Source organism: Cohaesibacter sp. ES.047 (assembly GCF_900215505.1).
Classification (GTDB): domain Bacteria; phylum Pseudomonadota; class Alphaproteobacteria; order Rhizobiales; family Cohaesibacteraceae; genus Cohaesibacter.
Genome location: NZ_LT907844.1, coordinates 3,239,864 through 3,261,104, shown reverse-complemented (window position 1 = coordinate 3,261,104; position 21,241 = coordinate 3,239,864). Strand labels below are relative to the sequence as shown.

20 protein-coding genes are annotated in these 21,241 nt (G+C 55.8%); 6 read left to right on the top strand and 14 right to left on the bottom strand.

Annotation, left to right across the window (positions count from 1 at the left end):
- Positions 1-45: 45 nt before the first annotated feature.
- Positions 46-924 carry a ribokinase gene (locus CPH65_RS14835; protein ID WP_096174482.1) on the bottom strand — a complete coding sequence of 293 codons (879 nt, stop codon included), beginning with the start codon at positions 922-924 and terminating at the stop codon, positions 46-48.
- Positions 925-1,035: 111 nt separating this feature from the next.
- On the opposite strand from CPH65_RS14835, the gene CPH65_RS14830 reads away from it, so the two are divergent.
- The 3 genes from CPH65_RS14830 to CPH65_RS14820 all read left to right on the top strand — a co-directional run bounded on the left by CPH65_RS14830 (position 1,036) and on the right by CPH65_RS14820 (position 3,105).
- Entirely contained in the window at positions 1,036-2,118 is a 1,083-nt protein-coding gene (locus CPH65_RS14830) for a LacI family DNA-binding transcriptional regulator (RefSeq protein ID WP_096174479.1), read from the top strand.
- Positions 2,119-2,278: 160 nt separating this feature from the next.
- Positions 2,279-2,662 carry a biopolymer transporter ExbD gene (locus tag CPH65_RS14825; protein ID WP_157747712.1) on the top strand — a complete coding sequence of 128 codons (384 nt, stop codon included), beginning with the start codon at positions 2,279-2,281 and terminating at the stop codon, positions 2,660-2,662.
- Between the two features lie 26 nt (positions 2,663-2,688).
- On the top strand, positions 2,689-3,105 hold the full coding sequence (locus CPH65_RS14820; protein ID WP_096174474.1) for a biopolymer transporter ExbD: 417 nt from the start codon (positions 2,689-2,691) through the stop codon (positions 3,103-3,105).
- Positions 3,106-3,245: 140 nt separating this feature from the next.
- On the opposite strand, the gene CPH65_RS14815 is transcribed toward CPH65_RS14820, so the two are convergent.
- The 7 genes from CPH65_RS14815 to CPH65_RS14785 all read right to left on the bottom strand — a co-directional run bounded on the left by CPH65_RS14815 (position 3,246) and on the right by CPH65_RS14785 (position 11,148).
- Positions 3,246-3,818: an EF-hand domain-containing protein gene (locus tag CPH65_RS14815; RefSeq protein ID WP_096174471.1), complete on the bottom strand. Its 573-nt coding sequence runs from the start codon at positions 3,816-3,818 to the stop codon at positions 3,246-3,248.
- A 280-nt stretch (positions 3,819-4,098) separates the two neighbouring features.
- The gene (cydC, locus tag CPH65_RS14810; RefSeq protein WP_157747711.1) at positions 4,099-5,763 is read right to left on the bottom strand and encodes a thiol reductant ABC exporter subunit CydC; all 1,665 of its coding nucleotides are present in this window, start codon (positions 5,761-5,763) and stop codon (positions 4,099-4,101) included.
- Positions 5,756-7,546, bottom strand: coding sequence for a thiol reductant ABC exporter subunit CydD (cydD, locus tag CPH65_RS14805; protein WP_096174467.1), 1,791 nt, complete (start codon positions 7,544-7,546; stop codon positions 5,756-5,758). Before cydD ends, cydC begins: the two co-directional genes overlap by 8 nt.
- Before the next feature lie 146 nt (positions 7,547-7,692).
- Entirely contained in the window at positions 7,693-7,836 is a 144-nt protein-coding gene (cydX, locus tag CPH65_RS14800; protein WP_096174465.1) for a cytochrome bd-I oxidase subunit CydX, read from the bottom strand.
- Between the two features lie 26 nt (positions 7,837-7,862).
- Positions 7,863-9,020 carry a cytochrome d ubiquinol oxidase subunit II gene (cydB, locus tag CPH65_RS14795; protein WP_096174463.1) on the bottom strand — a complete coding sequence of 386 codons (1,158 nt, stop codon included), beginning with the start codon at positions 9,018-9,020 and terminating at the stop codon, positions 7,863-7,865.
- 24 nt (positions 9,021-9,044) lie between these two features.
- Entirely contained in the window at positions 9,045-10,631 is a 1,587-nt protein-coding gene (locus CPH65_RS14790; protein WP_096174460.1) for a cytochrome ubiquinol oxidase subunit I, read from the bottom strand.
- Positions 10,632-10,743: 112 nt separating this feature from the next.
- Positions 10,744-11,148 (bottom strand): hypothetical protein, encoded by a 405-nt coding sequence (locus tag CPH65_RS14785; RefSeq protein WP_096174458.1) that lies wholly within the window; start codon positions 11,146-11,148, stop codon positions 10,744-10,746.
- A 435-nt stretch (positions 11,149-11,583) separates the two neighbouring features.
- On the opposite strand from CPH65_RS14785, the gene CPH65_RS14780 reads away from it, so the two are divergent.
- On the top strand, positions 11,584-12,615 hold the full coding sequence (locus tag CPH65_RS14780; protein ID WP_096176430.1) for a four-carbon acid sugar kinase family protein: 1,032 nt from the start codon (positions 11,584-11,586) through the stop codon (positions 12,613-12,615).
- A gap of 25 nt (positions 12,616-12,640) precedes the next feature.
- Positions 12,641-13,396 (top strand): FadR/GntR family transcriptional regulator, encoded by a 756-nt coding sequence (locus CPH65_RS14775; RefSeq protein ID WP_096174456.1) that lies wholly within the window; start codon positions 12,641-12,643, stop codon positions 13,394-13,396.
- Between the two features lie 116 nt (positions 13,397-13,512).
- On the opposite strand, the gene pdxA is transcribed toward CPH65_RS14775, so the two are convergent.
- From pdxA to CPH65_RS14745, 6 genes are all read right to left on the bottom strand, one after another.
- A complete protein-coding gene (pdxA, locus tag CPH65_RS14770) occupies positions 13,513-14,499 on the bottom strand; it encodes a 4-hydroxythreonine-4-phosphate dehydrogenase PdxA (RefSeq protein ID WP_096174453.1) in 987 nt (328 codons plus the stop codon).
- A gap of 56 nt (positions 14,500-14,555) precedes the next feature.
- Positions 14,556-15,521, bottom strand: coding sequence for a phosphoglycerate dehydrogenase (locus tag CPH65_RS14765; protein WP_096174451.1), 966 nt, complete (start codon positions 15,519-15,521; stop codon positions 14,556-14,558).
- Positions 15,521-16,402, bottom strand: a complete 882-nt coding sequence (locus tag CPH65_RS14760) for a dihydrodipicolinate synthase family protein (RefSeq protein WP_096174448.1) — start codon at positions 16,400-16,402, stop codon at positions 15,521-15,523. Before CPH65_RS14760 ends, CPH65_RS14765 begins: the two co-directional genes overlap by 1 nt.
- Before the next feature lie 4 nt (positions 16,403-16,406).
- On the bottom strand, positions 16,407-17,909 hold the full coding sequence (locus CPH65_RS14755) for a tripartite tricarboxylate transporter permease (RefSeq protein WP_096174445.1): 1,503 nt from the start codon (positions 17,907-17,909) through the stop codon (positions 16,407-16,409).
- 121 nt (positions 17,910-18,030) lie between these two features.
- Positions 18,031-18,996: a tripartite tricarboxylate transporter substrate binding protein gene (locus CPH65_RS14750; protein ID WP_096174442.1), complete on the bottom strand. Its 966-nt coding sequence runs from the start codon at positions 18,994-18,996 to the stop codon at positions 18,031-18,033.
- Between the two features lie 35 nt (positions 18,997-19,031).
- Positions 19,032-19,493: a tripartite tricarboxylate transporter TctB family protein gene (locus CPH65_RS14745; RefSeq protein WP_096174440.1), complete on the bottom strand. Its 462-nt coding sequence runs from the start codon at positions 19,491-19,493 to the stop codon at positions 19,032-19,034.
- 403 nt (positions 19,494-19,896) lie between these two features.
- On the opposite strand from CPH65_RS14745, the gene CPH65_RS14740 reads away from it, so the two are divergent.
- Positions 19,897-21,015, top strand: coding sequence for an iron-containing alcohol dehydrogenase family protein (locus CPH65_RS14740; protein WP_096174437.1), 1,119 nt, complete (start codon positions 19,897-19,899; stop codon positions 21,013-21,015).
- Positions 21,016-21,241 lie beyond the last annotated feature (226 nt).

The window sequence follows — 21,241 nt, the reverse complement described above, 5'->3', positions numbered from 1 at the left end:
CGACTAAGGCTCATGTAGCCGTACATAGGGCCGGTCTGGTATTGCTTATGCCGCCTTCACAAGCTCATCGGCCCATGGCAGACTGATCTGACTGCCGTGGCGCGAGCAGCAAATCGCCGCTGCGAGGCTCGCCTTCTCCATCGCGTCTTTGAGCGAAAAATTCTGGTCAAGGAATGATGCCAGCGCTCCGACGAAGCAGTCGCCAGCAGAGGTGGTGTCCTTTGCATCAACGCGGACTGCGCTGACCTTGAACACATCCTCGCCGTCTGCCGCTTCAGCGCCATCAGATCCGAGGGTGCGGATCACGCAGATACCGAGTGTCTTGCTGATGCTTTGAGCCGATGGATCACAGGCCAGCCACTGAGCAACAAATTCGGCTTCGTCTTCATTGACAACCAGGATGCCGCAGGCCTTGAGCGCCTCAAGATCGATCTTCACCGCAGGTGCCAGATTGAGGATGCTCTTCACACCGGCCTCTTTGGCCCGTTTCAGAAGTGTTTCGACCTCAGCCTTGCCGCTCTCCATCTGAAGAAGCAGAATATTGGCCCGCTGCAGCAATGCGTCATCGACGCTCGTCGCGCGCGCCAGCTCGTTCGCGCCCATGGCGACGGCAATCTGATTGTGAGCACTTGAATCAACGATAACGGAAGCGCAACCGGTGGGGTGATCAACGACAGCCACGCGGCTGACATCACAGTTGGATGCCTTGAGATGTTCGAGGGCGACCTGCGCAAGCGCATCCGAGCCAACAGCACCGACCATGGCCACTTCACCACCAAGGCGCGCGGCCGCAACGGCCTGATTGGCGCCCTTCCCTCCAGCACTCATCGTGAAGGAGTTTGCCAGCAGGGTTTGCCCCGACTTCGGAGCTTTATCCATTTGGAAGGTCATGTCCGCATTCAGCGAACCAAAACAGATGATCATTACGGGCCTCCATTTGTAAGCGCTTACATTACGCTGTAAGCTCTGGATGTCAACCTTAGAATCGCGCAACAGTGTGGGGCGACAGGGTTCGTGAACAGAAAGAAGCTTCCTATGAACAACAAAAAATCAACAAAAAACGGATCTTCAGAACAGAGGACCCGCGGCAGCAAAGGGTTCGTCAGGTTGGCTGATGTCGCCGCGCTTGCGGGGGTTTCAACAGCGACAGTGTCGCGCACATTCAACGAACCCCAGAAGGTGAAAAAAGAAGTCAGAGAACGGACCCTCAAAGCGGCGGCAGAGCTGAACTGGATTCCGAATGCAGCGGGAAAGGCCCTCGCCTCAAACCGAACCCACATCGCCGGGGCCATCATTCCCACCCTCGATAATGAAGTTTATGCACGGCAGATTTCAGGCCTTCAAAGCGGCCTTTCCGACCATGGCCTGACGCTGTTTCTGGGGTGCACCAACTATGACCCCGAGCAGGGTTTGAAGCAGGCGACAGCCATGCTCACGCGCGGCGTTGAGGCACTTGTTCTGGCGGGTGAAAACTATCCCGAAGCGCTATTCACGGCCCTCGAGACACGCAAGGTTCCGTTTCTGATCACCTATGCCTTTCGCACCGATCTTCCCTATGCGTTCGTTGGCTTTGACAACCATGCCGCCTTCTACAGGATGACGCATCATTTTCTCTCGCATGGCCATCGCCGGTTTGCCGCGATATTTCAGCCGCTCGAGAACAACTCCCGTGCCACGGAGCGTCTGCGAGGGCTCAAAGATGCTCTGTCAGAGGCCTGCATCACGCTCTCTGACGACGCTCTTTGCGTGGGCAGAGCCTCGCTAGATTTCGGAGCCAGAAGCTTCAAGGAATTGATGGACAAAAAGGCTGATGAACGCCCCACCGCGATTGTTTGCGGTAACGATGCGCTCGCCATTGGTGCCTTGATGGCTGCCAAAGAAATGGGGTTGAAAGCACCGGATGATTTTTCCATTTCGGGCTTTGACGATCTGGACATGGCTTCTCGCTTCACACCGAAACTGACGACGATGAAGGTCGACAACCAGCGCATCGGTAGCCTAGCTGCTCAGATTCTGGGACAGGTTTCGAAGGGCCCGGTCGACAAGAGCAAGTCCATCGAGATCAAGCCGATCTTTCAAATTCGCGAAAGCACCGGCCCTGCTCCCACCCGCACCTGAACCCAGCTCCCTCTTGACTTGGAGCCGGGAGAAAGCGGGCTTCATAATATATTCTTGACATTTTCACTCAAGTTTAATTACGGTCCAGCCAAGCAAATGATCGAGAGCCGATGCGCAACAGGCTTTTGCTTCTGAACACATGCTTGCAGGAACCCGAACCATGCGCCTTACCATGCCAACCAGACGCAGATCCATTGTAGGGCTGACATCGCTAATCGATGTTATCTTCCTGTTGTTGCTGTTTTTCATGCTGACATCCACCTTCTCGAAATTCAGCCAGTTCGACCTTGGTGTCGCCGGGGTTGGAAGCGGTGCTGGCGAACGGCCAAAGCTGATTGTTGCAGTATCCAGGGATGGTTCTGTGCGCCTCAACGGGCAGCCTGCAGAGATCGCAGCGCTCAATGACGAGATAGCAACCTTCACAGAGAAAGGCGTAGAGAGCGCCGTCGTGGTGCCAAGGGATGGCGTTAAGCTGCAAGAGCTGGTGACAGTGCTCGAAACATTGAAGCGCTCCGGCCTTAGCAAGGTCTCGCTGGCTGACTAGCCAGCAAAGCCAAGGGATATTCTTTCATGCAGATGCACAAGGCCAAAGCACACCGGCGGGTGCTACCGGAGAACACCATACCGCTCATCAACATCGTCTTTCTGATGCTGATCTTCTTTCTCATCGCGGGGACAGTCGCGCCGCCGATCTCGCCAAGTCTCAGCCCCCCGTCTGCGGTCGATCTGCCACAAATGCCCCCGGCCGACAATGCAATCGAAATTCTTGCCGACGGCACACTTGTGCATCGCGGTGATCGCCTCACGCTCGCCGATGTTCTGAGCCGCTTTCCTGTGACAGGTGAAAGAGGAGAGCCCGAAACTGACGTGGTGAAGATTGTTGCCGATAAAGCCTTGCCCGCAGACAAGCTGATGCCAGTACTCAAAGCTCTGCGTGGTGTTGGCCACCGTTCCATTCGTCTGGTGACGCTCAAGACAGACACCTAGAGACCCGAAAACTGGAACCAATACAGACACGCCATCACCGCCACCCATAAGGATGGCGGTGTCTGGCTCACGGGGGACAATGTCACCTATCGCATCAGCGATAGGGCCGCCAGATCATTATGGCGAAACGGATGGCCCTGTTAGCGCCAACGGCACTGTGGGCAATCGGCGCTATCAATCCTGCCGTCATTGTTGACATCCCGCCGGCTGAACATGGCAGATCCCGGTGCTGTCATTTCGGACAGGGTAATCTTGCCATCACCGTTGGCATCCCTTTGCTTGAAGGTTTGAACCCGCATGGGTTCGGACATGGTGCGCCAGCGCGGCTGAAATTCATCGAGCGTGATGGCCTGATCGCCATTTTTGTCCCGTTCCTTGAAGTAGGACGTGACACTGCGTGAGAGTTCAGTTTTCAACAGCGCACCGTTGTTGTCGGCATCATATTTTTGCACCATGGATACATACCCGACGCCCCGCCCCATTCTGCCATAGCGCGGGCCCATATTGGCGGGTCGATTGCGATAGCGCTGTCCGGCAAAAGCGCCACGATTGCCATAACGCGGGCCGCGCCATCCCTGTTTAATGTTCTGGCAATTGTAGCCATATCCCCGCCCCCAACCTGCGGCCGAGGCAGACTGGACATCAAACGCAATCGCGGTGGTGCCAGCCAACAGCGCAAGGGCAATGAGGCATTTGGTTGTGTTCCTGAACATTTTGTCCCTCCTCTTTCAAACCTGTTCGTTTCAATTAACAGTCGAGGAACTCTTTACTTTGAAACCGTTCAAGAAAGTAAAGTATTATTACCTATAAATACCCACCCTGAAGGTTTCCGAGCAACGGCTGCAAGATGAAGATACACGCACAGTGTCGCACAACTTTGCCAGCTGCTTGGAATAGTGTCGGGGTTTGTGTCAGGAAACCGCCTGGATACACTTCGTTACCATTGCTTGGGCCGGTGGCTTATCACTTCAGGTTTTTTAGCCTGACGCTTAATCACCCACGGGGCTGTTCAAGATCGCAGGTCTGATCAAACAGCGGCAGGGCGGCTGCATTGTGGGTGATCAGGATGATAGATCTTTGTTGGGCAAAAGCGATGATGTCCTCGAGCATGGCAAGTTCCATCTCGGGATCCAGCCCCTCACCCGGCTCATCCAGAACCAGTATGGGCGAAGGAGAGAGCAAAGCACGGGCAATCGACAGGCGGCGAACCTGGCCACCCGACAGGCTGCTGCCCGCCTCGCCGACATAGGTATCCAACCCTTTGGGCAAGGTTTCGACGAAGTCGTTCAGGCGGGCGATATTGCACGCCTCAAGCATCTGTTCATCGCTGGCAGTTTCATTGGCCAACAGAAGGTTACCGCGCAGGGTCGCGTTGAAAATATGGGGCTTTTGGTCAGCCACCGCGAAAAAGGCCCGCAACTGGTCTCCGGACATTGTGTGATGCGGTGTCCCATCAATCAGGATCTGACCAGAATCCAGCGGCCAGAACCCGCAAAGGGCGTTGATGAGGCTCGATTTACCGATCCCGGACGGGCCAACGATGGCAAGCTTGCTCCCCGGTTCAAGGGAAAGAGAGAGATCTTTGAAAACACTTGTTTTCTCACCCGGATACCGGAAGCTGATCGCATCACACTCAATATGCGGCACGCCTTGCGGCATCTGCTCTGCACGATCGGCGGAAGCGGTTGGCGCGAGCACCGGCTGATCGGCGAGAGCAAAAAGCCGCCCAGCCGCCATGCGGGTGGACACCAAAGACTGCACCGCGAGGGGAAGCGGCAGAATGGCCTCGAAGCTGGCAAGCACGAACAGCGCCAGCATCGGCAGAATTGGCCCTTCAATCGCGCCAGCAGAGACAAGCGGTATCATGGTCAGCAGAACCATCAGAATGCCGAAATTGGCGGAAAGGGCAATCACGCTCTGAGAGACAGATTGCAGATTGGCCAGTCCCTTCTGGCGGGCTGCAAGAGCATCAGAGCGTTTGGCCATGGCCATCTGATAGTCGGCCTGCTGGCCGTAGACGAGCATTTCCCGCATTCCCTGAAGCCCCTCGACGACTTCAGTGCGAAGTTCTGATTGGAGCTGCAGCTCATGTTCACCTGCCTTGCGACCAAGGCGATGCACGGCAACGGGTAACCCGACACCGGCAACGAGATAGAGCGCAGCAAGTCCCAGTCCGAGCAATGGCGAAAAATAGGATGCCAGAGCAACGAAGGCGGGCAGAGCGATCAGAGCAACCACCATGGGCGCAAAGGTGCGCAGATAAAAATTCTCGAGCACGGAAATATCGGATCCGATGCGGGAGAACAAATCCCCTGCCCGTGCCTTGCTGAGACCGGCTGGTGCCAGTGGCTCCAACTGGTCATAGAACCAGCGGCGCAGGTGTGCCACGAGCTTGAGGGTTGCTTCGTGCGTAATCAGCCTTTCCACATAACGACCGACCGTGCGCGTGATCGCCATGGCGCGGATCATGGCGGCCGGTGTGAAATAGTTGAATCCGATGCCCGTCAGTCCGGCGAGAGCCATGGACGCGATGAACCAGCCTGAGATCGCCATCAAGGTCACATTGGCAACAAGGGTGATCACCGATAGAGCGATGCCAAGAGCGATCCAGCCCGCCCAAGGGCGCATGAGTCGAAGGAGGCGAAAGATGTCAGTCATCGCGGCTCTCCCCTGCGGCAACAGCATCTTTCGGGATGGTCAGGCCGAACTCACTCTTGACGAGCGTGCGGTAGAGCCCCTCCTCTGCCATCAGTTCTTCGTGGCTCCCGTTCTGAACCACGTGGCCCCTGTCGAGCACGAGGATCCGATCCGCTTGACGGATCGTGTAGAGCCGGTGGGCAATGGTGATTGTCGTTGCTGCTTCATTGAGGACTTTCATAGCCTCAAGAAGTTTTTTCTCGCTCTCGCGATCGAGATGGGCAGACGGTTCATCGAGCAACACGAGTGGTGCGGCGCGCACCAGAGCCCGCGCGATGGCAATGCGCTGGATTTGCCCGCCGGACAGGCCTTGGCCTTTCTCACCGATGTGGTGATCGTAGCCATCGGCGAAATCGCGGACAAAATCCTCAACACGGGCGGCCTTGCCCGCAGCCTCGACAGATGCATCATCCGCACCCGGAGCGCCATAGCGGATGGCCTCGCGGATCGTGCCGGAGAATAGTGTCGGTGTCTGAGGAACATAAGCGAGCTGTTTCCTCCATGCTTCCATCGAAAGATCCGAAAGGCTTTGCCCATTGATGAGAATCTCGCCAGAGGTCGGCTGAACAAAGCCGATCAGGAGGTCGATGAGCGTTGATTTGCCCGCACCGGACCGGCCGACCAGCGCCAGACTTTCGCCGCGCTTCAAATCAAAGGAGATGCCTTCGAGCGCCGGAGAGCCGTCTTCATAGGCAAAGGATACGTCGCGAAATTCAAGCGCGATGCCCGCCTTGCTATCAGGCAGGGACAGGGAAGCAGGCGTTTTGGTTTGCGGGGATTCCTGCATCAGATCCGCCATTGTCTCGGCGGCACCTACCGCTTCCATGCGCGCATGATAATGCCCGCCCATGTTGCGCAAGGGAGCATAGAAATCCGGAGCAAGGAGCAGCACATAAAAGCCGGAAAAGAAGTCGATTTCGCCATACAGCAGCCGGAAGCCGATGAAGACAGCAATCAGCGCGATCGAAATGGTGGCGAAAAATTCCAGCACCAGCGAAGACAGAAACGCCACGCGCAGCACACTCATGGTGGTGCGGCGATAATCTTCTGCCATGCGCGATACGGTTTCGGCTTCCTTGCGTGAAGCATTGAACAGCTTCAATGTGGTCAGCCCCTGAATCATATCAAGGAAATGCGCTGACAAACGCGCCAGCTTGCGCCACTGTTTCTGATTGAGTTTTTCGGTGCCCTTGCCGATGAAGATCATGAACACCGGGATCAGGGGCGCCGTGACAGCCATCACCAGAGCTGAGACCCAATCCATAGACAGGGTGACCACTAGGATTGCAAGGGGCAGCAGCGCCATCATGACCATGGCAGGGAGATAGCGGGCGAAATAGCCTTGGAGTGCCTCCAGACCTTCGGTCAACATCGTGGCCTGCTCGCCAACGGATGCTTCCTCGCCGCGCTTGATGATCGGCCCCTTCTGGAGGAGGCGCGCGAGCAACTCTGCTCGCAATTGGGCCTTGAGATCGATTGCGGCATGAAGCGCAATCCGTTCGGACAAATATGTCAGAGCAGCTCGAGCGATAAAAATCGCGGGAAGGATCGCAAGCGGGACATAGAAGGCCGATAGCCCGCCCCCTTCGATCAGCACGCCGTTGATGATATGAGCAAGAAAGCCCATCTGGACAATCAGCAGCAGGCCTGATGCAAAAGAGAGGGCAATGGACCAGTTGAGTGGCGTCTTGGCTTTTTTGGACTGTTGCTTGAGATAGGTCTTTGTTGTTGCGGTTGCTGACATATCCGAATCTGGTTTGCTGCAGGTGTAACGCCGACTTTGGGTGCCAGCTTGGGGCAATTTTGGCTTCAATAGCCCTATATGGCATGACCGGGCAAGCCCGGTCATGTTATCGTTTGTTCATATAGTCAATTGCAGTCTAAACCGCATCAGCCCGATTTGGCCTTTGCAGCATCAGAGCCATCCGATGCATCGGTATCGTTATAGCTGTCCTGCGCTTCATACCACATGACATTGATGACGCCGACAGCCAGAGCCGCCGTCAGCCCCAAGATCCATGCAAAATACCACATTTGGGTTTCCTTTCTATCTTGAGGCGTTAGTAGCCTGACGTTCCCGGAGCGTTCATCTCTTCGGTTGTGATCCGCCCCCACATCCGCACATAGCACCAGATGGTGTAGAGCAGCACGATGGGCACGAAGATGGCCGCGGTCCAGAACATGACTGTCAGCGTGAGATGGCTCGAGGTGGCATCCCATACAGTCAGGGACGAAACCGGATCAGTCGTCGATGGCATGATGAAGGGGAACATCGACAGACCAGCTGTCGTGATGATCCCGGTCATGCCGAGTGCGCTGAACACGAAGGCAAAGCCACTCCGACCTGCCCGGCTCAGGGCAGCCATCAGCAAGGGGCCTGCAATGCCCAGCAAGGGAGCCAGCATGGCAAGCGGATACTCGCTGTAGATGTTGAACAATGCACCGGGCTGTTTGGCGACAATCTTGTTGAGCGGATTGGGCATGGCGTCAAATGGCGGTTGGCTGACGATGACAAAATACTCCATATTGCCCAGCCAGATCCAAAGGCCGCCCAAGGCGAACAGGGCCGCCGTGACAATGCCCAGATAAAAGCTCGTCGTTTTTGCCCGCTCGGCAATGACTGGATCGGCACGCAACTGCAGCCAGGTGCTGCCATGGGCAGTCAGCATGGCGACCGAAACCAATCCTGCCAGAAGGGCAAACGGATTGAGCAACGGAATGAGTGCCCAGATAAATTGGGCGTCATAGGTGACGCGCAGGAATTCATCCAGATGGAAGGGTACGCCCTGCAGCAGATTGCCAAAGGCCACACCAAAGATGAGCGAGGGAACAAACCCGCCAACAAACAGGCCCCAGTCCCAGGCGTTGCGCCATGTCGGGTTTTGCAGTTTGTCGCGATAGTCAAATCCCACCGGCCGCAAGAACAAGGCAAACAGCACAAGCAGCATGGCGAGGTAGAAGCCGGAGAATGCGGCTGCATAAACCGCAGGCCAAGCAGCGAAGATGGCCCCACCGGCAGTGATGAACCAGACCTGGTTTCCCTCCCAGTGAGGGCTGACGGATTCGATGATGACACGGCGTTCGGAATCGGTGTGGCCAAGGAATGGCAGCACGTTGCCGACACCCATATCCATCCCGTCTGTGATGGCGAAGCCAATCAGGAGGACGCCAACGAGCACCCACCATGCCAGCTTCAGGACTTCATAGTCAAATAACATGAGATAGTTCCTTCTGATTGGGCATCATTCGGCGGGAGCCAAAGTGGATGGAGGGGTCTGTTCGTGATGGTAGCGACCCGTGTGCAGGGAGCTTGGTCCCAGACGCGCGAACTTGAACATCAACCACATTTCGATAACCAACAGAATTGTATAGAACAGCATAAAGCCGGTGAGCGAGAAGATCAGATCGGCGATCGTCAGGCTTGATGCCGCCAGGAAGGTCGGAAGAACCTCACCGATCGCCCATGGTTGGCGACCGTATTCGGCCACAAACCAGCCAAGCTCACAAGCGAGCCAAGGCAGCGGAATGCACCAGACAAGGGTCCGCAACAACCAACGCTTATTTTCAATGGTCTTGTTGGCTGTGTAGTAGAAGGCCATACCGAAGAGCAGCAGCATCAGGAAGCCGAAGCCGACCATGATGCGGAAGCTCCAGAACAGATAGGGCACCGAGGGGATGGAATCCTCTGCGGCGGCCATGACCATTTCTTCCGTTGCCAATGCCGGATTGTCGATATAGCGCTTGAGCAGAAGGCCGTAACCGAGGTCCGCCTTGTGTTCTTCGAATCTTGCCAGAGTTTCGGGTGTTTTCTGGCCCGCACGCAGGCGTGCAAGATCCTCATAGGCGATCATGCCCGAGCGAATACGCTCTGCATGCTGCTCCTTGAGATCCGCAAGACCGGTGACCTCTTTGCTAATCGAGCGAGTCGCGATCAGGCCCATGGCCCATGGTATCTGGACGGCATAATCGACGGTCTCGGTCTTGTCGTTCGGGATGCCGATGAGGTTGAACGCAGCAGGCGCTTCCTGCGTGTGATACTCGGCTTCGATGGCGGCCAGCTTGACCTTTTGCACGTCACCGAGTTCATAGCCGCTCTCATCACCAAGCACGATCACGGACAGGGCAGACGCGAGACCAAAGCCGGCGGCCACAGCGAAGGACCGTTTCGCAAAGGCGAGATCGCGGCCTCTGAGGATGTAGAAAGCGGAAATGCCAATCACGAACATGGAGGCCGTTACGTAACCAGCGGCGACCGTGTGAACGAACTTGACCTGCGCAACCGGGTTGAGAACCACTTGTGCAAAGTTGGTCATTTCCATCCGCATCGTTTCGGCGGAGAATTCCGAGCCTGCCGGGTTTTGCATCCAGCCGTTCGCCACAAGAATCCAAAGCGCCGACAGGTTGGAGCCGAGCGCCGTAAAGAATGTAACCGCCAAATGCTGGCGCTTGGTCAGCTTGTCCCAACCAAGGAAGAACAGACCCACGAAGGTTGACTCTAGGAAGAATGCCATCAGGCCTTCGATTGCGAGAGGCGCTCCGAAAACATCGCCCACATAGTGGGAGTAGTAGGACCAGTTGGTGCCGAACTGGAACTCCATGGTCAGGCCGGTCGTCACCCCGAGGGCAAAGTTGATACCGAACAACTTGCCCCAGAATTTGGTCATGTCCCTGTAGATCTCTTTACCGGTCATAACGTAGACCGATTCCATGATCACAAGAATCCAGGTAAGCCCCAAGGTCAGGGGAACGAAAAGAAAGTGATATAGCGCCGTGGCGGCAAATTGCCAGCGCGAGAGATTGACGAACAGATCGTCATAGATAGGTTCCATAATGGCTCTCTTGCTTGGTTTTCATCAGTCCCGAATCCCTGCCCCAACGGCCCTAAAGCATGCGTTGCGAGGCATTCGACGGGTTCATTGTTTGAATAGTAAAGGTTAGCGATCAGGCGAAAGGGGGAGATCGACTGGATCCAGCACCTGTCCAGTTGCCCCAGACGCGATCACTCACTGCTGCAACTCGAAGAAGTTTGACATAGAAAGCGGTGAGTTGAAAATCGCGACTGCCCGATGCAATTGCCGCAGCTTCGTCGACGACATTATTGCGATAGAAGATGCAGGCGTCGGAATGCTGGCTGTTCGCAACACTTTTCCGCGTTAAATCATGCCCATAGAGCGTCGATCCTGAGCAGATCACCCGAACAGCTGCGCGTTCATCTGTCGCAGAAAAAACAGTGAAGTGTGCAGCAAGAGCAAGGGTCGAGAGATAAAACTGCAGCGCAAACGCAAAAAGCGCAAGACATGTGCCGGCATGCCTAAGTCTGCAAGGTGCTGCGAATCGACCACTCACTTGGTGTATCCCCTAAAGGTGACTGCGTTACTTTGAACATACGCACATAAAGGACAAAAACATTCATCCTACTTACCTATTTAAAAGTGGCGGGGTATAATAGCAGACAAAGCGTCGCACCTTGCGCAAACGTCAGTCTTCCATGGCTCGCTCTGATTTTTGCATTCCCGACAGATGCGGATCATTTGCGTCACATGTGCACCATTTTAAGCGGCTCTTCGTCTTTGTCAGCAGGCAGATTGTCCCGGCTTCGGATGGACAGTTCCGATGAGCAGCGGCCAGATACAAATTTGATAATTTGTAAATCAATCCTTCTAATCTCCATATGAATTTTCCAGATTGATCGGGTATTTTTTCTTGTATATTCAACATTAAATGCGATATGATACGAAGAGATTTGCTAAAAATCAGAATTAACAAATATTGGAAATCGGCATGGAAGTGGTGATTGTCGCTGATGACTTGACAGGGGCGCTGGACAGCGCCGTTGCCTTTGCGGATCAGGGATTAAAAGTCCTGTGTGCACTCGGCCCAAGCCATTTGGAGACCGCCTTGGCCATGGATGCCGACGTTGTTGCGGTTTCCACTGGCTCACGAGAAATTGAGCAAGAGACTGCCGTCAAACGGGTCCGTCAGGTGCGCGATATCGTGAGCGACAGCAAGCATGGTGAAACGGCGCGCCTGTTCAAGAAAGTCGACAGTCGCCTCAAGGGGCACGTTGCCGCCGAAACCGAAGCCTTGCGAAGCCCCGATCAGCCGATTCTCGTCTGCCCGGCGATTCCGAAACTTGGCCGGTTCGTTGAAAATGGCATGCTCTGCGGCGCAGGTGTCGTCACGCCACGCTCGGTTGCCGACATCGCCAAGGTTCCGCTGTCCGCCTGCCCCGATGCAAACTCTCAGGAAGACATCGCCAAGGCGCTGGAGGCCTTTCCTGAAGGAGGGCTTCTCGTCGGTGCTGCAGGCCTTGCAGAAAGCCTTGCAGCTCGCTCCATCAAGCCCGACAGCACGCTTCGTGACATCCGCCCCCAGTCTCCTGCCCTGTTTGCCATAGGATCACGGGATCCAGTGACCCTGGCACAGCTGGATAACTTCGCGCCCCTGCCCGCTCCCAATGGGTCTGTTCCCGACCCCACCCCATTCTCCGATGACGTTCAAGTCATCCAGATGACCTCGGGCGAGACAGAGATATCCAGTCAGGAGGCGGGAGACCAATTCGCAAAGGGCATCGCCAACTGGATAGCCACAATCCGCCCCGCAAGTTTTCTTGCGAGCGGTGGTGAAAGTGCCGCGGCCATCTGTGCGCGTCTTGATATCGGCATTCTTGAGATCCTTGGTGAAGTCCTGCCCGGACTACCAATGTCAAAATCACTTAATGGACAAAGGGACCTGTTTATCATCACCAAATCCGGCGGTTTTGGCACACCGGATACACTTGTAAATCTGGCTGCAAAGCTAGTAAAAAGATGAGTCAATCACCTGTGCCGGGAGGGGTATGTTTGCTGTGACTGAAAACAATAATGCCAAAGAAACCAAGAGCAAACCGCGACGCCTTCTGGCAGACAAGGTCTATCACAGCCTGTTCAGTCGCATCTCCAATGGCGACTATCCTGTCAATCAACGCCTGCCGTCAGAACATCAACTGTCTGAGGAGTTCGGTGTATCGCGTCCTGTGCTGCGGTCCGCGCTGGAGAAGTTGCGCAAGGAGGGCGTGATCTACGCCAGGCAGGGTGCTGGCAATTACGTGCGCGCACCGTCGGTGTCACCGGTTGGTTTTGCTCGTGTAGAAACACTGGCCGACATTCAGCGCTGCTATGAATTCCGCCTCAATCTGGAAACCACCGCAGCGGTTCTGGCAGCCGAACGCCACAACACCGCAATCATGGCTGACCTTGAGGATGCGCTCGAGTTGATGCGCACCGCGACTGGCAGCCAGATCCACCGCGAAGACGCTGACTTTGCCTTTCACATCGCCATCGCCAAGGCAACGAACAATCATTATTTTGAAGCGGCAATGCGTGCTCTGAGGGAACATATCTATGTCGGCATGCAGATGCACGGCCAGTCCCTCCTCAACGAGGGCGGCAAGGCGCTGGCTTTCGTGTTCGAAGAACATCTGGAAATCAGCAACGCCATTCGTGCTCGCGACGGCGCATTGGCATCAAAGCTGATGCGCTCCCATCTCGAACATTCGCGAGATCGACTGTTCGGCGGCGGCCTGATCAACCTCAAAATGCCGGATCCGTCCTAAAGCCCGACAATGGCCATGAGATCCCACGCCGCGCAGTATGCGACAGCTTGCAGACACAAAAAGGGAGCCTTTTGGCTCCCTTTGCAATTTCGACTGAGATAGTAGCGAACCGACATCTAGCGTTTCGAGCGGGTCGCCGCCAGTTTGGCGGAATAATCCAGCGCCGACAGCATGTTGACATGGTTGGCCTTGTTTGTCCCGGCGATATCAAAAGCGGTTCCATGATCCACCGAACAGCGATCTATGGGCAGGCCCAGCGATACGTTGACGGCGCTGTCGAAGGCGATCAGCTTGATCGGGATATGGCCCTGATCATGATATTGGGCGATGACCAGATCGAAGGCGCCGGTGTTGGCACGGTGGTAGACCGTGTCTGCGGGAATTGGACCAACGACGTTGATGCCTTCCTTCTGTGCCAACTCGACACCGGGCAGCGTCTGAACATCGTCTTCATCGCCAAACAGTCCACCCTCACCACAATGGGGGTTGATACCGGCAACGGCGATGCGCGGGTTTTCATAGCCCATGCGCTTGAAGTGTCTGTCGCCCATGCGGATGGTTGCGAGCACCCGCTCAGGCGTAGACCGCTCGATTGCGGTTTTCAGAGACACGTGCGTTGAGATATGCAGCACATTGAGCGTTTCAGACGCGAGCAGCATCCAAGAGCTTTTTGACCCGGTCAGATGGGCCAGCATACCCGTATGGCCATCGAAATGATGCCCGGCAGCATTGAGAGTTGCCTTGTTGATCGGTGCGGTGACGATACCGACGGCCTCGCCGCCCTGAACCATCTCGACGGCTTTCTTGATATATTGATACGAAGCCTCACCACAAGCCGGGGACAATATACCAAACTCACCGGGCAGATCTGCGACGGGGATGTAAACGATAGCCAGCGAGCCCACGGCTCCCTTTTCACCGTAATTATGAAGCGGCAGATCAACACCGCAAACGGCTCTGGCGCGCTCCAATGTATCCATGTCGCCGATCACCGCATATTGCGCCCGATCAGCGGCAGGCAAGGTGGCCATGGCCTTGACGATTACTTCGGCGCCAACCCCGGATGGATCTCCCATCGTTATGACAACTGGGTTGTTTGACATGTCTTTCTCCTTGACTTGAGCAAGTTGAGGGAGGGGGCAGAGAAAGCCCCCTGCCCTCACTTTTTCAGTTCGGCTGCGTTCAGGCAGCGCTTCGGCGTGCCGCCATCAAGAATGGTTGCGATATCTTCGACGACCATGAGGCCAACATTTTCAACCGCCTCCTTGGTGTCCGCGCCGGAATGAGGCGTGAAGATCGCGTTGGGATGACCAAAGACCGGATGGCTGGTTTCGGGCGGCTCGGTGACGTAGGCATCAATTGCGACACCTCCCAAATGACCGCTTTCAAGCGCTTCGGCCACGGCATCAAGGTCGACCACCTCGCCACGGGCAAGATTGATCAGCTTGGATCCGGGCTTCATCTTTGCGATGGTTTCCCGATTGATCAGCGCTGCGTTGTCCTTACCGCCGAAAATATGGAGCGACACATAGTCCGCCTTGCCGAGCAGGTCCTCGAGTGGCAGAATTTCGATATCATGCTCCTTGGCGAAGTCCATATCCGCATAAGGATCGGTCGCAACCACCTTGATCCCCACACCAATTGCGTGACGAGCCAATTTCTTGCCGATGTTGCCGAGGCCGACGATGCCAAGCACCTTGCCGGAGAGTTCGGTTCCAACCCGGCGGTCCCATTTGCCCGAGGTTACCGAGACATGCCCCTGAGGGATGAAACGCGCCATGGCATACAATAGACCCATGGCCAGCTCGGCAACTGCGTTTGCATTGGCCGCAGGCGTGTTGCAAACCGGCAGCCCTGCTGCCGTGCATGCGGGGATATCGATGTTATCGACGCCAACGCCATGCTTGATAACCGCTTTGAGATTGTCTGCACCAACGAGGGTTTCTGCGGTGGCGGGCACGAGGCCCACCACGAGAATATCCGCATCGGCAATCTGATCAGAAACGCCACCATCGGGTTTGGAGGCATCGTCACAGCGAACCAGATCCCAGCCCATTTCGGCGATCCGATCAGGAACCCGGCCGTGTTTGCCAAAGCCGGGAGAGGTCGTGAGGACTTTCACCATCAAATCAGCTCGTATTTCTTGAGAACAGCTTCAACCAGTTTGTCCTGCTCGGGATCAGGCAGCAGCGCGGGCTGGCGGGAAGCACCAACGGATTTGTCCATCACCCAAAGAGCACGCTTGACCATGGCTGGCGGGAAGCCGAGGCCATAAAGATCTTTGCGGAAGTTGCCATAGGTGACCTGAGCGGCAGCGGCGCCCTCTTCGTCCCCTGCATTGAAGCAGGAAATGATCTTGGCGAGCACATGCGGCAGCACGTTGCCAAGGCCGGAGATCGCACCGGCTGCACCGTTCTGAAGCGCCCAGTGGACGAGATGGTCCGGGCCGGAATAGACGCCGAAGCCTTCGACCTCGTTGCCGACTTTGAGATATTCGGACAGGGTCTCCTGCTGGCCGCCGCTATCCTTGATCCCGGCAATATTCGGGTGCGCGGCAAGTTTGCGCGCGGTTGCCGGTTCGATGTGGTTCTGGGTGCGGGCCGGAATGTCATAGAGATAGATCGGCGTATCGACGCTATCGGCAACCGTCAGATAGTGACGTTCCAGACCATCCTGCGTGCAGGCAATGAAGAATGGCGTGATCACCGCAATGCCATCAACACCGATCTTGTCACATTCCTTGGCCAGCTTGACGGTCTCGAAGGTGGCTGGCATCCCGGCGTTGACGATCACCTTGCAACGGCCTTTGGCCTCATCAACGACTTCTGCGGTCAGCTTGACCTTTTCCTCGAACGTCAGGGCAGAGAAATCGCCGTTGGTACCAGCGGCAAGGATGTTGTTGCCAGCTTCGATCTGGCGGCGGACCTGAGCGCGGGTCGCCTCGTAGTTCAGCGTTTCGTCGTCGTTGAAGCAGCTAACGAGGGCCACATAGGCTTCTTTGGTCATGGATTTACTCCGTTTCGTTCAGGGCCACACTGGAAGTACCAGACTTGGAGCGCGCCTTGGAGATGAGCGGCCAGGCAAGAGACAAGACTGTCAGGCCGAGGAACAGAAGGGTAATCGGGCCGGAGACAAAGGCGATGACATCATCACCAGTCTGCAACAGGCCACGGCGAAGGTTGGATTCCATCATCGGACCGAGGATTAGGGCGATACAAAGCGCAGCCTGACTGAAGCCGAATTTCTGCATGCCCCACCCCAGCACACCGAACCCGACCATTGTGTAGAGATCGACCGGGTTGAGGTTGATGGAGAAGGAACCGATAAAGCAGAAGATGACGATGGAAATGGTCAACATGCGGCGCGGAACCATCAGGATCTTGGAGAAGACCGGAATGAGCAACATACCGAAGATGAACATGAAGATGGTCGCCAAGAAGGTGCCGCCGAAGATACCGACGACGATATCCGGGTTGGTCTGGAACAGCATCGGCCCGGGTGCTAGGCCCTGAATCATCAGGCCACCCATCAGAACAGCGGTAACCACATCACCCGGCACACCAAGCGCCAGCAGCGGAATAAGAGCAGACGCACAGACCGCATTGTTGGCGGACTCGGTCGCAGCAACGCCGGGCGCATATCCAGTGCCGAACTTCTCGGGCGTCTTGGATGTCCGGCGCGCTTCGTTGTAGGAAATCCAGGAGGCCGTTCCGGAGCCGGTCCCCGGCACGATGCCAATAAAGGTGCCGATGATAGACCCACGGATGAGGGCTGGTGCGCTTTCCTTCATTTCTTTCATGCTGGGCCAACGGTTCGCCACGTTGCTGATGATACCGTCATCTTTGTTGGACAGACGCTCAAGCTGGGTGAACACTTCGGACAAGGCAAACAAGCCGATCAGGGCGGGGGTAAAGGCAAATCCGGATGCAAAGCCATTGATGCCGAAGGTGTAGCGCATGACACCGGAAATCGGGTCGGCGCCGACGCAGGCGATCAGAATCCCCAGACAACCCGAGATAGCCCCTTTGACAAGGTCACCAGACAAAGAAGCAATGATGGTGAGGCCAAACAGGGCAAGAGCGAAATATTCAGGCGCGCCAAATTCAAGCGCGATGCTTGCAAGTTGCGGCGCGAGCGTTGCCAGAACAACAGCGGCGATCAGCCCGCCGATCGTTGAGGCGATGGTCGCCATGCCCAGCGCCTTACCCGCTTCGCCTTTTTGCGCCATCGGATAGCCATCAAGGACGGTGGCAGCAGAGGCTGGCGTGCCTGGCGTTCTGAGAAGGATCGAGGAGACACAGCCGCCATAGATGCCGCCGATATAAATGCCGATCAGCATATTCAGCCCCATAACCGGGGTCATGCTGAAGGTCAGAGGGATGAGAAGCGCCACACCCATTGTGGCGGTCAATCCGGGAAGTGCGCCGATCACGAGACCGCCGAGGGTACCAAGGGCAATGGTCCAGATCACATCAAACTGGAGAAGCGGCGCAAGATAGGAGAGCGTTTCCATGCTGCACTTTCAGGCAAGTTGGCTGAGCGTCCTTAAGACGTAGCGATCATTTGCGAGGGAATGGGGAGCGCACATCGCGCGCTCCCCTGTCAGATCGAAGCGGCCACAGGGCCGTTCTCTGTTATTTGTTCATGCCCAGCATGCCGAGCTCTTCAAGAACCGTCTTGGCGACTTCGCTGTCATTGTGAACGCGTTTTTCGAAGGTTGAAGCGTCCTCAAAGGTTACGAATTCGCCCATGTCGGTCATCTTGGTCACAAAATCCGGATCGGTTGCGACTTCTTTCACAGCATCGCGCAGCCATGCAAGCTCTGCTTCAGGCGTGTCTTTTGGCGCAATCAGGCCTTTCCAGGAAGACCAAGTGAAGTCGACGCCTTTTTCCACTGCAGTTGGGGTGTCGGGGAACAGATCGATCCGTTTTTCTTCCATCACAAACAAAGGCGTCATCTGGCCTGCATCTGACGCCGCTTTGGCTTCAGCCGGGGAAGCAACCATGGCATCGATGTGACCACCGATACATGCGGTCCGTGCTTTGGATGACCCCTGGAAGGGGATGGATTCGATCTTGATACCAGCAGCCTTGGCAAAGGCTTCGGCTGACACCTGGTTTGCGCCACCGGCACCGGAGTTACCGACCTGCGGCTTGTTGCCCTTGGCGTATTCTACGAAGGAGTCATAATCGGTGAACGGAGCATCCTTACAAGCCACCATAACCTGCAAGGAGCGAGCAAAGAGACCAACGAAAGCCAAGTCATCAACCTGATAATCGGTGCCGCCGATATGCGGCTTGATGGCGATCGGGCCCTGCGCAGCTGCGCCAAGGGTATAGCCGTCAGCGCGACCATGCGCTGCTGCAGACGTACCAATGGCACCACCGCCACCTGGCTGGTTGCGAATAACCATCTGCTTGCCTTCGAACTTTTTCTCGAACGTATCAGCAAACACGCGCAACGAAAGATCCGTGGATCCACCTGCGGAATAAGGAACAACAACCTGAATGGGGCGAACCGGGAAGTCGGCAGCGGAGGCTACACCGGTGGCCATGATGGCCGTTGCTGCAACAGACAGGGCGAGTTTTGAAATGTTCATCTTTGTATCCTCCCAAGGATATATTGTTGATGGTTTTACGGAAGCCAAACAGTCAAAAGGCGGGTAAAGCCGAAATAGACAACAAAGGTCATTATCAGCGGAAACAGCACCAGAATGTACCAGCGCCGCTCGCCCAAGAGCCACAGACCAACAACGAAGGTAATCAGCGTCGCGGGAATGTAACCAACGGGATAGAAGGCTGCTGCATATGCGGTAAGCAACAGCACGAAGCCAAGCATAATCAGCAGAGTGCGGGCATCAGGCATTGAGATCTTACTCTCTTCGCCTTCTTTATTGCCACCCAATGAGCGACCAATCAGCACCAACGACAAAAAAGCCACTGCGCCAATCATCATCCATGGGATCATAGAGGGCCCAGCAGACGAGCTACCCATACCGCTCTTGATGGAAAGGGTTAGCCAGGCAACCACAATACAAAAGACCAGCAAGCAGCCACCGATCCACATATCACTTTTGCGCGGTGAAATTGTCGACATTGAATCCTCCGAAAAAGGCCAATTGTTGGCCGAAGGGCACCCCGCCCTCGAGGCAACTCCTGCCTTAGGGGTCACCTTGTATAGAATTTGATAATTTGTCAATATCTTATCGGAAATTTTCTAACTTTATTCCTATGGAAATTCACAAGCGCGCATCAAGGCCAATTTATTCGCAAATCAAAAAATTTATATTTCATTGTTTTTATTGCTCTTTAATCGCAAAAATCAACACAAAACCAAAACTCCCGCCATTTAGAATATCTATAGCCAGCGAAATTTTACATGTACAAACATTATTGACAAATTTTTATAATGCGCGTCTTATGCATCCAACAGGAATAGAAAGGCCGCCATTTCGAGACGCCAAATATGTCTGCTGCGGCCCAAGCGGAGGAATGAGGATATGTTACCCCTTACGTCGCCCATTGAGATGCAGTTTCCACCCATCGTGCGGTTTGGAGACGGGACCATCAAGACGCTCAAGGATTGGGTCGCCCAAAAGGGTTACAAGGCCCCGTTCGTATTGGCAGATGCTGCCAACGCAGGTCGGCTCGACCTTCTTGATCTTGAGAATGTGACCTGCTTTTCCGATGTTGTCCCCGAGCCGGACATCCCCAATCTTTACAAGGCGATCGAAGCAGCCAAAGGCTGTGACGTGGTCATCGGGTTTGGCGGCGGCTCGGCAATGGATCTGGCGAAGCTGGTTGCTGTCCTGATCGCGCAAGACTGCAGCTTTGACGACATTTCCGGCCCCCACCGCGCCCTGCCGCGCAAGGTCGGTTTGGCCCAATTGCCAACCACGGCAGGCACAGGTTCAGAGGTTGGCACACGTGCGCTCATGACCAATCCGGAGACCCTGAGCAAAGTCGCCACCGAAAGCGTCCACATGCTGGCCGACCTTGCGATCATCGATCCGGCGCTGACCATGACGGTCCCTGCCCGCGTGACAGCCGCGACCGGCGTTGACGCCATGGCCCATTGCGTTGAGGCCTTCACCTCCAAACGTTCCCATCCAATCATCGACAATTACGCGATGATGGGCATTGAGCTGGTCGGACGCTTTCTCAAACGTGCGGTTGAGGATGGTTCTGATGCGGAAGCACGAACCGGGCTGGCGCTCGCGGCCTTCTACGGCGGGGTCTGCCTTGGACCGGTCAACACAACATCCGGCCACGCGGTTTCCTACCCGCTCGGCACGCGCCACAAGCTGCCCCATGGCATCGCCAACGCTCTGGTTTTCCCGCACACTCTGGCTGCCAATGCTGCGGTTGTACCGGAGAAAACCGACAAGGTTTGCCAAGCCCTTGGTTTTGAAGGCGGCAGCAATGAAGCCGTTCTGGCGGGTGCCAAGGCTTTCTGTGAATCGCTAGGCCTCGACATGCAACTCAGAGCCTATGGTGTTCCCGAAGACGATCTCGCTGCCATGGCAGAAGAATCCCATGCCATCCGGCGGCTGCTCGACTGGAACCCTGTAGACCTTTCGGTCGCGGACATCGAGGCAATCTATCGTGCCGCCTATTGAACAAACGCTTTCGCTCGGCCCTGATTTCGGGACGAGCGAAAGCACCCGCAAAGTTTCAAGACAAGAGACCCTGTCGCCCCGCTTTAGGCGTGATCTAGGTTTTCCTACCCCGACCGGAGGATCACGTCGACAGGGTCAATGGAGATCGTGACAGACAGAGTCCAGCCTTATGTCTGTCACGATCTTTTTATTTTAGAGGGCGTAAATGTCCAATCGAATGGACTCC